The sequence below is a fragment of the Jilunia laotingensis genome (assembly GCF_014385165.1).
Taxonomy (GTDB): Bacteria; Bacteroidota; Bacteroidia; order Bacteroidales; family Bacteroidaceae; genus Bacteroides; species Bacteroides laotingensis.
In genome coordinates this window covers 2,407,482-2,420,151 of sequence record NZ_JACRTF010000001.1, presented here as the reverse complement: position 1 = coordinate 2,420,151, position 12,670 = coordinate 2,407,482, and the positions used below count along the sequence as shown (strand labels likewise).

Annotated in this window: 14 protein-coding genes and 1 tRNA gene; 5 read left to right on the top strand and 10 right to left on the bottom strand. The window is 40.9% G+C overall.

The window, feature by feature from the left end; translation table 11 throughout:
- Window positions 1-2: 2 nt before the first annotated feature.
- Window positions 3-1,283, top strand: coding sequence for an IgA Peptidase M64 (locus H8744_RS09240; RefSeq protein ID WP_262434560.1), 1,281 nt, complete (start codon window positions 3-5; stop codon window positions 1,281-1,283).
- 113 nt (window positions 1,284-1,396) lie between these two features.
- Window positions 1,397-1,930: a GNAT family N-acetyltransferase gene (locus H8744_RS09235; RefSeq protein ID WP_262434559.1), complete on the top strand. Its 534-nt coding sequence runs from the start codon at window positions 1,397-1,399 to the stop codon at window positions 1,928-1,930.
- Between the two features lie 150 nt (window positions 1,931-2,080).
- On the opposite strand, the gene H8744_RS09230 is transcribed toward H8744_RS09235, so the two are convergent.
- From H8744_RS09230 to H8744_RS09190, 9 genes are all read right to left on the bottom strand, one after another.
- Window positions 2,081-2,545 (bottom strand): ExbD/TolR family protein, encoded by a 465-nt coding sequence (locus tag H8744_RS09230; RefSeq protein WP_262434558.1) that lies wholly within the window; start codon window positions 2,543-2,545, stop codon window positions 2,081-2,083.
- Window positions 2,545-3,138, bottom strand: coding sequence for an ExbD/TolR family protein (locus tag H8744_RS09225; protein ID WP_262434557.1), 594 nt, complete (start codon window positions 3,136-3,138; stop codon window positions 2,545-2,547). The genes H8744_RS09230 and H8744_RS09225 overlap by 1 nt, the downstream gene beginning before the upstream one ends.
- 36 nt (window positions 3,139-3,174) lie before the next feature.
- Window positions 3,175-3,660, bottom strand: coding sequence for a hypothetical protein (locus tag H8744_RS09220; RefSeq protein WP_262434556.1), 486 nt, complete (start codon window positions 3,658-3,660; stop codon window positions 3,175-3,177).
- Window positions 3,661-3,666: 6 nt separating this feature from the next.
- Window positions 3,667-4,473: a MotA/TolQ/ExbB proton channel family protein gene (locus H8744_RS09215; RefSeq protein ID WP_007484259.1), complete on the bottom strand. Its 807-nt coding sequence runs from the start codon at window positions 4,471-4,473 to the stop codon at window positions 3,667-3,669.
- Window positions 4,474-4,548: 75 nt separating this feature from the next.
- A tRNA-Ser gene (locus H8744_RS09210) sits at window positions 4,549-4,636 on the bottom strand.
- A 121-nt stretch (window positions 4,637-4,757) separates the two neighbouring features.
- Window positions 4,758-5,534: a TatD family hydrolase gene (locus tag H8744_RS09205; RefSeq protein WP_262434555.1), complete on the bottom strand. Its 777-nt coding sequence runs from the start codon at window positions 5,532-5,534 to the stop codon at window positions 4,758-4,760.
- A gap of 11 nt (window positions 5,535-5,545) precedes the next feature.
- On the bottom strand, window positions 5,546-6,247 hold the full coding sequence (locus H8744_RS09200; protein ID WP_262434554.1) for a hypothetical protein: 702 nt from the start codon (window positions 6,245-6,247) through the stop codon (window positions 5,546-5,548).
- 6 nt (window positions 6,248-6,253) lie between these two features.
- The gene (locus tag H8744_RS09195) at window positions 6,254-7,228 is read right to left on the bottom strand and encodes a polyprenyl synthetase family protein (RefSeq protein WP_262434553.1); all 975 of its coding nucleotides are present in this window, start codon (window positions 7,226-7,228) and stop codon (window positions 6,254-6,256) included.
- 82 nt (window positions 7,229-7,310) lie between these two features.
- Complete coding sequence (locus H8744_RS09190; protein ID WP_262434552.1) at window positions 7,311-7,997, bottom strand: energy transducer TonB; 687 nt, start codon at window positions 7,995-7,997, stop codon at window positions 7,311-7,313.
- 141 nt (window positions 7,998-8,138) lie between these two features.
- Here H8744_RS09190 and porQ point away from each other — a divergent pair, with 141 nt between their 5' ends.
- From porQ to H8744_RS09175, 3 genes are all read left to right on the top strand, one after another.
- Window positions 8,139-9,077 (top strand): type IX secretion system protein PorQ, encoded by a 939-nt coding sequence (gene porQ, locus H8744_RS09185; RefSeq protein WP_262434551.1) that lies wholly within the window; start codon window positions 8,139-8,141, stop codon window positions 9,075-9,077.
- A 94-nt stretch (window positions 9,078-9,171) separates the two neighbouring features.
- A complete protein-coding gene (gene cmk / locus H8744_RS09180; RefSeq protein WP_262434550.1) occupies window positions 9,172-9,861 on the top strand; it encodes a (d)CMP kinase in 690 nt (229 codons plus the stop codon).
- 75 nt (window positions 9,862-9,936) lie between these two features.
- The gene (locus H8744_RS09175) at window positions 9,937-10,815 is read left to right on the top strand and encodes a 4-hydroxy-3-methylbut-2-enyl diphosphate reductase (RefSeq protein ID WP_262434549.1); all 879 of its coding nucleotides are present in this window, start codon (window positions 9,937-9,939) and stop codon (window positions 10,813-10,815) included.
- Window positions 10,816-10,913: 98 nt separating this feature from the next.
- Here H8744_RS09175 and H8744_RS09170 read toward each other — a convergent pair whose 3' ends face one another.
- Window positions 10,914-12,626 (bottom strand): fimbrillin family protein, encoded by a 1,713-nt coding sequence (locus tag H8744_RS09170; RefSeq protein ID WP_262434548.1) that lies wholly within the window; start codon window positions 12,624-12,626, stop codon window positions 10,914-10,916.
- Between the last annotated feature and the right edge of the window lie 44 nt (window positions 12,627-12,670).

Below are 12,670 nucleotides of genomic sequence, written 5' to 3'. Positions count from 1 at the left end.
ATATGAAACGGAACCTACTTTTAATTCTTTGTCTTCTAGTGGTTTTAAACCTGCATACGCAGAATTTTGCAGACTACTTTGCCGATAAGACCTTACGGGTAGATTATATCTTCACCGGTGATGCCGACCACCAGTCCATCTACTTGGACGAACTTTCCCGCCTGCCGTCCTGGGCAGGACGCCGGCATCATTTGTCCGAGCTTCCTCTGGAAGGTAACGGCCAGATCACAATGACCGACCTGGCAACGGGACAATGCATCTACAAGACTTCCTTTTCTTCTCTTTTCCAGGAGTGGCTCACAACGGATGAAGCCAAAGAAACAGCCAAAGGATTCGAAAACAGTTTTTTACTCCCCTATCCTCTGCGTCCGGCTAAAATAGAAATCACATTGCTTAGCCCGGAACGGAAAGTGACGGCTTCCCTGAAACACACGGTTCGTCCGGACGACATCTTGATTCATGAGCGTGGAACGTCACACGTCACCCCACATAAATACATACTGAAAAGCGGAAATGAAGCCGACTGCATCGATGTCGCCATTCTTGCGGAAGGCTATACCGAAGCTGAAATGGAACAGTTTTACAAAGATGCCGAAAAGACCTGCGAAAGCCTCTTCTATTACGAACCTTTCAAATCAATGAAAAACCGGTTCAACTTGGTGGCCGTAGCTAGTCCGTCGGACGATAGCGGAGTAAGCGTTCCCCGCAAGAACGAATGGAAGCAGACTGCCTACAACTCACATTTCGATACTTTCTACTCCGAACGCTACCTAACAAGCAATCAGATAAAAGCAATCCATAATGCGCTCGCCGGCATACCTTATGAACACATCATCATCATCGCCAACACCGAGGTATATGGCGGAGGAGGTATCTACAATTCATACACGCTGACCGCAGCCCATCATCCGGCTTTCAAGCCTGTCGTAGCACACGAATTCGGGCACAGCTTCGGAGGATTGGGCGATGAATATTTCTATGACGACGATGTCATGACCGACACTTATCCACTCGATATAGAGCCGTGGGAACCGAATATCACTACACGTGTGGATTTCGCTTCCAAATGGGAAGACATGATTCCAGCGGGTACCCCGGTACCTACACCGGAAAACATGCAAGATCAATGTCCCGTGGGGCTGTATGAAGGAGGAGGATATTCAGCGAAAGGCATTTACCGACCGGCTTTCGACTGTCGCATGCGCACGAATAAATATCCCACGTTCTGTCCGGTCTGTCAGCGATCTATCCAAAACATAATCGAATTTTATACTAACAAATAAATAACTTCATCAGAGAGTCTATACGGAATAGGAAACAGTGCGATTGAATCTCAACACCTCAATTTCTTATTCCATATAATGTCTATTAAATTATTAATTTAATTCTTGTTTTTATGATCAGACTTCAACCTATTCGTACATCCGATGTACAACATTATCAGTTCATGGAGAATCTCCTTATCAATGCTTTCCCTCCGGAAGAATATCGTTCCTTGGAAGAGTTACGCAACTATACCGATCATACAGATAATTTCCATAATAATCTCATTCTTGACGGAAACACACCAATCGGTTTTATTACTTACTGGGATTTCAACAACTTCTATTATGTAGAACATTTCGCAATCGACCCCAACCAACGCAACGGTGGGTACGGAAAAAGCGTCTTAGAACATTTAAGTGGAAATTTACATCGTCCCATCGTTCTGGAAGTAGAAATGCCCGTAGAGGAAATGGCCCAACGCCGTATCAATTTCTATAAACGCCAGGGATTCACACTATGGGAGAAAGAGTATCAACAACCGCCCTACAAACCCGGGGATCCGTTCCTTCCCATGTATTTGATGGTCAAAGGTGACTTGCAGTGCGACCGGGATTTTGAAGAAGTGAAAAGAAGAATCCATAAAGAAGTTTACAACGTTCAATGAAGGTCAAGGGATAAAAGGTCAAGTATCTGCCGAAACCGCATACAAATTTCAAACAAGAAACTCATTCAATAATATCAAGATAAGGATGTTTAGAAAAAAAGGTGCTTGGAAAATGTTTCCAAGCACCTTTTCTATAATATAGTAATTAACTTATTCACGCATTTGCGAAGAGTAGTTAATCTTCAAAGCATACGCTTGACGAAGCGCGTTTTTAATATCAGTAACGATACCCATCTTTGTATCCTTATCGATCTTCAAAGATACAGTCATCATAGCCTGATCAGCCTCTTTCATGCTTGATCTCTCAGCAATAATGTAATCTTGAATCTCAGATACTTCAGCGAAAGCATCATTCAACTGAATACGGCTTTCAGAACCCATTTTCTTACGAAACTCCTGCATAGGTTTACCTACATAGATGAATGTAACCAATGATTTCTTTTCAAGCTTCTCTAATTCTGTTGCTTGCGGAACCTTGAATTCAACCTTCAGTGTTACTTCACGCATAGTTGTTACAATCATGAAGAAGAACAACAACGTGAAAATAAGGTCCGGTAGAGAAGAAGTGTTCAACGCAGGCATTTCACGTTTACCTGTTTTATTAAATTTTCCCATTACTTCTTTTCTCCATATTTTTTAGGTTCAGCTTCAGAGATTTTCTGAGGATAGATTTCACGAACAGCTTTTTGCTTTTCTTCATCTAATTCAGAATATTTCTTGCCCCATTTTTCCATAGCGAGTTCATCGCGCAGTTCATTGTAGGCAGCAACCAATTCATTTTGAACATCAATATACGCCTGATATGAGGAGGAACGGTCATTTTGCAAAGAAACCACATGAGCTTCAGTAACCATCACATTGCCGAAAAATTCTACATCTTTCGATTTCTTCTCGGGCAATGTTTCATCATTGTATTTATTTGCAATAAATTCCTTAGCCTTTGCTCTTAACTGCTGAACGTCCATAACCTCTCCGTTGACCATCAATTGGTCATACATATTCAGAAAGACCTGAAAAACGTTACGTTGCTTAACTTTGTCAGCATCATTCTGTGGTTTATCAACTTCAGGTGGTGGCGGCAAACGTCTTGCCAAACCACGGTCTGTATCCATTGAAGTTGTAATCAAGAAGAAGATCAGCAACAAGAAAGCAATGTCCGCCGTAGAACTTGAATTTATATCAGGAACTTTTCTTTTTCCTTTTGCCATAGTATAACTATATTTAATTGAGCAAGCCCAATTGGATTATGATAATTTCTTCTTAATACTACTCAAGATGATAGCAACAACAGTTGCACCCAGCAAGAAATAGATTGAATAGAGGAACATATCAGTCAACTTCAACCAGAAAGGAACGTTATCTGTTCCGTCATATCCCGGTATCCTAAGAGTTTCACCGCTACCCATAGCCCATGAAACCACCAATACAGCAATCAAAAGGATCAAACCTATTAATGATTTAATGGCATTTGCAGGATTATCTTTCAATGCTGAACCAAATTGGAAAATAGCAGCAATAATAGTTGCAGCTACTGCAACTCCGAAAAGAGCATACATCAAATACAGCAATGCATCTGTATTCGCTGGTTGCCACATCTCCGGATCAACGCCCGACATCACTGCAGCTCCCTGAGCATCTCCTCCGAAGAAGAACAGGCCCAGTACCACAAGGATCAGAGCGAACATTGCGTACAGTACGTAATACGATATTTTATATGATAACTTACTCATCTCAGATTATTTTTTGTATTTCAAGTTATATTTGATTACCATATCAAGCAAAGAGATAGAAGAATCTTCCATTTCGCTTGTAAGAGCTTCAATCTTAGAAAGAACGTAGTTGTAGAATACCTGAAGGATCAAAGCAACGATCAAACCGAAGATAGTTGTAATCAAAGCAACTTTCATACCACCAGCAACAACCGTCGGAGAGATATCACCTACCTGCTGGATCTTATCAAATGCCTGAACCATACCGATTACAGTACCCAAGAATCCGAGTGACGGAGCCATTGCGATAAACAGTGTGATCCAAGAACATCCTTTTTCAAGATAACCAGCTTGTACACCACCATAAGAAACGACTGATTTTTCTACTACATCAATACCTTGATCAATTCTCATCAATCCTTGGTAGTAGATAGAAGCGATAGGACCTCTGGTGTTACGTGCGATGTCTTTTGCAGCTTCCACATCACCTTTTTCCAAAGCAGCCTCGATAGAAGCCATGAACTTCTTAGTATTGATTTCAGCTAAGCTCAAATAAATGATACGTTCAATACAGAAAGCTAAACCGATAACCAAAGCGATAGCTACCAAACTCATGAAAGATGCAGTACCTTCGATGAATTTCACTTTAATTTCCTTGTGGATACCACCTTCCTCAACGCCAGCAGCAGGAGCATCAGCGGCAGCCGGTTCTACAGCAGCAGGGGCAGCCTGTTCTGTTTGTTCAGCAGCAGGAGCGTCTTGAGCCTGAGCAAGTTGAGTTGAGCCAAATGTTAAGACTCCCATCACAGCAACAATTGCGAATAACTTTTTCATTGTGTGTCTAATTTTTAAGATTAATTAATTAATTATTATTGTATTTATTTTAGTTGTTTCCTTCTGGTTTATCCGCGGAGAGAGCGGGATTCGAACCCGCGATACACTTTTGGCGTATACACGCTTTCCAGGCGTGCCTCTTCAACCACTCGAGCATCTCTCCCTTTACAGGTTGGAGCATTTTCAGCTACAAATGTATCCTTTTTTTTCTTCTTCTAAAGCATTATCTCCTTTTTATCGCTAAGAAACTATTCAAATTAATATATTTTAAAACCTCAAGAAGCTTATTTGAGCATTCCAAACACTTTTAAGGCGTTTTCAGATGTGGCTTCAGCAACCACTTCCGGAGCTATCTGATAGATGTCGGCAACTTTCATTAAGGTGTCCTTTACATAGGCACTTTCATTCCTTTTTCCACGGTTCGGCACCGGTGTTAAATAGGGAGAATCCGTTTCTAAAACGATGCGAGACAAAGGAATATTTTTCAAGACTTCAGGTAATTGTGATTTTTTAAATGTAACCACACCGTTTATTCCCAATGCGAAGCCTGAGAATTCGAGTAGACGGGAAGCCTCTTCCTCCGTACCTGTAAAACTATGGAAAATACCCGTCAATGCGCTTCTTTTATAAGGTTCTAATACCTTATATATATATTCAAATGCTTCCCGGGTATGGATCACAATGGGCAAATGGTATTCCAATGCCCATTCAACCTGTTGTTCAAAAGCGACAAGCTGTTCTTTCAAGAAAGTTTTATCCCAATAAAGATCCAAACCTATTTCGCCAATGGCAACAAAATCATTTGGAGCGGTCAACTGTTGGAAAACAATATCCAATTCTTGTTTATACGACTCGTTAACAGAAGTGGGATGAAGTCCTATCATGGGGAAACACAACCCTTTATAAGATGCGCATACAGAAAGCAAGGGTTCAATGGTAGTACTATCAATATTCGGCATAAAAATATGAGTGACACCAGCATCCTGCGCACGTTTAATAACTTGCGGAAGATCTTCAGCAAACTCTTCCAAAAACAAATGTGAATGAGAATCAACAAGCATATTACATCAAATTACTCCAACTGTTTTTCACCCGTACGATAATAATAAATCAGCCCATATTCCCGGCACTTATCAATACGAACTTTATTGGAAATTATATCCTTATATTTGGCTTCGACCTGGTTCCAAATATCCAATATCAGTTTGTCGGCATACACACGCATAGATGCAAGCTCCTCCAGACTACGGTTGGTTAATGCCTGTAATGCCTTTTGCCTTTCATAGCTGTCGACAAAAATATCATAATGCACTTTTACCTTTGCAATAGTAGGATTGTAAATGGGCACTCCTCCTTGAGATGTTCTTTTTCTTTCACCCTCAATAATCCTTTTTCCCCATTCCACCATAGAGATTTCGGAATTCAGATCCGGCACACTATAGTTGTCAACAGGCAAATCATAAAGTTTTTTATGAACAGGCTTCACTTCCGAACGCAAAACAGACATATTCAGCACCTGAATAAAATGTGAGATGTATAAACGTGCCGTTTTCACATTCGTCCGATGTCGCGGACTTGCTTTGACCTGATCTCCATAACATTGCATATAATAACGGTGTGCTACCTCAAATTTAGAGAGAAAGTTACGGGCTTCAGACAAAGAATTAAGAGAGATGGCCATTTCACTAACTTTAGATGCATCACTCTTTTCGATCGCCGACTTCAGCGTTCGTATTCTCGCCTGATCTGTATTTGGTAATCGTCTGTAAGGCATCTGAATTTACATTTCTCTGTACATCAAATGTTTCATTAGGTTCTTTAATTCTTTTTTCTTTCCTTCAGCGACAGAAACCGATTCAAGGCTTTCCATAGCGAGCATATAATGTTCACGCATCTTATTTTCACAAATGGACTTTATACCTATTTGGTTATAAAGAGCAGTCACTGCCGCTATTTTTTCCTCCGGACGGTAAGATTCGGCAACGATCCATCTATTCAACTCTGAAAGTTGTTGTTCTCCTGCGCGTTCGATACATTTAATAAGCATGTATGTCTTTTTATTACATAAAATATCTCCTCCGATATTCTTTCCAAAGACGGCCGAATCTCCGTAAACATCCAACAAATCATCCTGCAATTGAAATGCAATCCCAATCTGCATGCCAAAATCATACAAACGTTCAGCATCCTCTCGGGAAGCCCCACCGAGTATGGCACCGATTTTCAAACTTGCTGCAAGCAAAACTGCTGTTTTCAAACGGATCATCTCGATGTATTCTTCTTCACGAACATTGTCACGTTGCTCAAATTCCATATCCATCTGCTGTCCTTCACAAATTTCAAGAGCCGTCAGATTGAAAATATCCATAACCTCCTTCAAACATTCAGGAGGGCAAGCTGCCATAAACTGATAGGCCAACACCAACATTGCATCTCCAGACAAAATAGCCGTATTATCATTCCAAACCTTATGGACAGTCCTTTTTCCTCTGCGCATATCAGCACGATCCATTAAGTCGTCATGAAGGAGTGTATAATTATGATAAACCTCAATGCCGGTAGCCGGATTAAAGATACGAGCAATGTCGTCTCTGTAAAGATTATAAGCCATAAGCATTAAAACAGGCCGAATACGTTTTCCTCCCATAGACAAGACATACTTTACAGGATCATATAATCCTTCAGGTGTACGGGTAAATTGCAATTCAGATAAGTGAGCATTAAACTTATCAAGCAGTTGGGATGCATTATACATGGTAGTTCTTAAATTAAAATAGATATAATAGTTAAAGAAAAAGGCTGCTTTCACGGCAGCCTTTTTCTATATCACATAATTATTACTGTAATCTAAACATAACAGGAACCGTATATTTCACACGTACCGGTTTGTTTCTCTGCATACCCGGTTTCCATTTAGGCATGGAGTTAATCACGCGGAGGGCTTCTTTATCCAGATACGGGTCGACACTGCGTGCAACCTTTGCATCTACGATACTACCATCCTTGTTAACAACAAACTGAACGATAACACGTCCTTGAGTACCATTTTCCTGAGCGATGGTCGGATACTTGATATTCTTAGATAAATAAGACATCAAAGCGGCCTGTCCTCCCGGGAAATCCGGCATTTGCTCTACCACGTCAAAGATTTCCTGTTCTTCCGGTTCTTCTTCTTCAACCACTACAGGTTGATATTTAATTTCTACCTTCTGTCCAGTATCCTCAGTAGAAGCGATTATTGTTTCTTCCACATCTGCATCATCATCTACGATATCGAGAATTTCCGCAGCTTGCGGCACTTCAGGGGGTGGTGGAACTTCGATTTTCTGTTCTTGCTCCGTGATAGGAACCATTTCTTCCTCAAACAAAACATCGGCTAAAGCCTGGCTTGTATCAATCTTTATGTCTCGCTCGGTCCATTCGAACGCCACGAACAAAAAGGCTAACACCACCACGTAACCGATAAGCATCCATGTAGACTTCTTATTCTCCAAGTCTGCTTTAGGTGATTTTTTAACTTCCATAAATTATAATATAAATATTAATAATACGTTCTATTAATCAGATGTGTTTCTCAGTGTTATGAGTCTCACGTGCTTTTCTGCCACAAATATAACGCAGATATTTGAGAAATGCAGTATCATCGAACAGTTTTTTCTGCTAAAATGTTAAAAAAGAATATAATTACAGTACTATTGCTTCTTTTCTGGGCTAAATCACAGGCTCAGGCAGATAATAGCGTATTCCAATTCCTCAAACTTCCAATCTCGTCCCATGCCACAGCGCTCGGGGGAGAAAACATTTCTATCATCGAAGATGATCTGACAATGGCAACCAATAATCCGGCATTACTGTCATGTGTGGCAGACAAAACGCTCAATCTAAATTATATGCTTTATATAGAAGGTACGAATGTAGCAAGCGCAGCTTTTTCACACATAGCGGGAGAACGATCTACTTGGGCGGTAACAGCTCAATACGTCAACTACGGCAGTATGAAAGAGACTACACCGGAAAATATTGTTACGGGGACTTTCTCTGCCAAAGATATGGCTTTCTCAGGAATTTATTCTTATGACTTTAGTGACTACTGGAGTGGTGGAGTAAAAACTAATCTGATTTACTCCAATTATGATAAATTCTCTTCATTTGCTATTGGTGTCGATCTTGGATTGAATTATTATCATCAGGACAAGGATTTTTCTTTTTCACTGGTGGCCCGGAATTTAGGAGGACAAATCGTGGCTTTTGAGGATAAACATGAAAAACTCCCAATCGATGTTCAGGTGGGCATTACGAAACGGCTGTCGCACGCCCCTTTCCGTATATCGGCAACGCTCTACAGTCTGACCGACTGGAAAAATTCCAAATTCTTCGACCATGCCGTGATAGGAATGGATTTCCTGCCAACAGATAATTTTTATATTGCACTCGGATATAATTTCCGCAGAGCCAACGAAATGAAAGTTGCCGGTTCAAGCCACTGGGCAGGCCTTACAGCAGGGGCAGGGATACAAATAAAACGGTTCAAATTAGGCGCTTCTTATGCAAAATACCATCTTAGCGCTTCTTCCTTCTTATTCAATTTGGCGATGACACTTTAGGAGTGAAAAATTAAGAGTGAAAAGTGATGAGCAAAGGAAGAAAAACTCAAGCACTGAAAAACGAAAGCTGACAATTACATATACATATATAATAATGAAGAGAATCACAATAGCAATCGATGGTTTTTCCTCTTGCGGAAAAAGCACAATGGCCAAAGACCTGGCACAGGAAATTGGATATATTTACATAGATAGCGGTGCCATGTATCGCGCTGTCACTCTATATAGCATAGAAAACGGACTTTTCAAAGGAGACGTTATCAATACGGAGGAGTTGAAACGCCGAATCAATGACATACATATTACTTTTCGCATAGATCCCGAAACCGGGCGGCCAAATACTTACCTAAATGATGTGAATGTAGAAAACAAAATTCGCACGATGGAGGTTTCTTCCAAAGTAAGTCCGATCAGTGCGCTTGATTTTGTACGTAAGGCTATGGTAGCTCAACAACAAGCAATGGGAAAGGAGAAAGGAATTGTTATGGACGGACGTGATATCGGCACGACTGTATTTCCGGATGCAGAATTGAAAATATTCGTTACAGCCTCTCCTGAAATCCGTGCGCAACGCAGGTTTGCAGAATTGGAAGCTAAAGGGCAAGAAGTCAATTTCAACGAAATACTGGAGAATGTAAAACAACGTGATTATATCGACCAGAACCGGGAAGTGAGTCCTTTACGTAAGGCAGACGACGCTTTGTTGCTTGATAATACCAACCTGACCATTCCTCAACAGAAAGAGTGGTTATCGATGCAATTCAACAAGATAATAAAGCAATAGATAAAAAAAGGAAGGTACAAACAACGCGCAAATCGGGTTGAAGAAGACAGTAAATGCCCGCAATGTAGTTCGAAAATGATAAGAGTAGAAATAGACGAAGGTTCTGGTTTTTGCTTCGGAGTGGTGACAGCCATTCATAAAGCAGAAGAAGAGTTGGCAAAAGGTGTTACGCTCTACTGCCTCGGTGATATTGTTCATAATAGCCGGGAAGTAGAACGTCTGAAAGCAATGGGGTTAATCACTATCAACCATGAAGAATTCAGCCAGTTGCACAATGCCAAAGTTTTGCTTAGGGCACATGGTGAACCACCTGAAACTTATGCTATCGCCCGCAAAAACAATATTGAAATCATCGATGCAACCTGTCCGGTCGTACTACGTCTGCAAAAAAGAATCAAACAAGAACATCTCCAAGAAGACGGAGAAGAAAAACAAATCATCATCTACGGTCAAAATGGACATGCCGAAGTATTAGGTCTTGTAGGGCAAACCATCGGTAAAGCAATCGTCATCGAAAAACTGGAAGAGGCCAAAGGACTTGACTTTTCCAAAAGCATCCGTCTCTATTCCCAAACCACTAAATCCTTGGATGAGTTCTGGGAAATCGTAGATTATATCAAAGAGCATATCTCACCGGATGCAACTTTCGAATATTACGACACGATCTGCCGCCAAGTAGCAAACCGAATGCCTAACCTTCGCAAATTTGCCGCATCGCACGACCTTATTTTTTTCGTTAGCGGAAAGAAAAGCTCTAACGGTAAAATGCTCTTCAGCGAATGCCTCAAAGTCAATCCTAATTCACATCTGATAGACAGCGCTGAAGAAATTGATGACTCTTTACTCCATGAAGTGAGTTCGATCGGAGTATGCGGTGCCACATCCACTCCCAAATGGCTGATGGAAGAGGTATACAAAGATATCAAATCACGTTTAGGGCAAAAGGATATCTAAGATATTGATTAAAAGCGATAGCAGATGGATAGGTTTGCAACCGAATTACTATCTTCTATACAAATGTATTTCATTCTTTGTAGGAGCAGGTATAACGATTAAAAAGCGAAAAACGGACGGACATTCCAGGATGCAGCTTTACTATATCCTTGTAAGCAGATCCTGCTCCAAGTAGGAAACCCGGGATCATCAATATGCCAGAGTAACATCCAGTTTCTATTTTTATCATATTGGGAACTGCAACTAAAACCAAGTCTGCGATCACCTGTAAACTCTGGTAACGGACTGGCTACTTTAAATAACTGTTCTGTCAGTTTATCCAGTGTTTCTCGTCCCCACTCTGTGTCATTCAAGCCATTACCGGTATTATTTTGGAAAGCTCTCGGTGACTTTCCACAAATATTCACTAGCATATCAAACCACTGACCAATACTAGGTATAAACCATGGACTACGTTTAAGTTTAAGTCCTTCGGGTACTGCTGCCGTAACCCTATAGTCATTTATCAATTTGAAGGAACGGCAGCTATCCAGGACATCTTCAGCATAATTACTCAGCATCTGTTCCGTTTCAGAGTAACCATTCATGTTTTTCTCAAGATCTTCATCATCTTTTGTCATTGGAGTAATGCCTGTTTCCAATCGTCCCATCCTCCCCCAACGACCAATCCCTAAATTCTTCAATCCCATCACATAAGCATGTTTCCATCCTTTTTCATTGCATTTTTCGTCTGTCATTTTATTAGGATCACAAGTGATCACCATTCCAATAGCATTTCCATAATCATAAATTTTCCCATCATTTTCCAACTCCCCGTCTCCGGGATACACCTCTATTCGCTGCTCTTCCTCATTCTGAAAGATAAAATCTCCGGGGTAGAGCTTCCTCTCCGTACTCCCTATGCCGGGTACAGGACTGATTACTTTCAGCATATAGCACTTTCCAGAAGCAAAAGCGATGGAACTGCCGGAGTAGTTAATCTGTGTATCTGTACCATCTCTCCCGTTGGTGGTTCGATATTTTCCCGAAATCTGTGCATTTTCTTGTGGTAGAACAATGGCGCAATATTTCAAAGAGTCTATCCGATAAGGAGTAATACCGTTCAAATCTACATTTATAGCCGCTGAGTCTGTTCTTAAGATTCTTGATTCCTTGTGGTATACAAAACCCGCATCTACGGGAGCAAAACAACCTATATATGCCTGTGGATGCAACACAAGCAACGTAAACTGATGGTGAAACGGAAAACTTAGGATTATGGAAGAAAGGTTGGTGTCAAGAACACCAATGGCAATCATAAGGTCGCTGGATACATGTTTTTCTGGTGAGGACTGATCTTGTGCAGGTTGCAATTTTTCATTCCCGACCAACGAGGCTATGATTTTATCCATGTCCTCTGAGGCGTCTATTGTGATATTTTTCCTGTATGGATAGTATGCGACATAACTTATTCCATCATACCAATAAAGCGTCTTTCCATTCTCCACAGAGTTCCAGTTCCTGCCTGACGCATTGTAAATCAGTGGGATATTATCGATACCATCCACTATTGCACCACCTTTCACTGCGAAAACACCAATAGAATCACCATCGGCAAACTTCGTCTTTAGATGTTCGTCCGCCACAAAGGTACGCGTAGAAGGCTTCCCGAAGCCGGGAGAGTTTTCAAAACCGGTTATTATGGCTTGAACGTTTAGGGGCACGCCATTATAGAGATCCGTTATTACTCCATTATTTGTTTCGTTTTCGTCGGTGCATGCGTTACAAATCAGAAGGATGCCCCAAAAGATTATGCAGGTGAAAGATTTCATATATCTGGGTAGTTATCTTGTTTTAAATCCATATTTCTTTATAA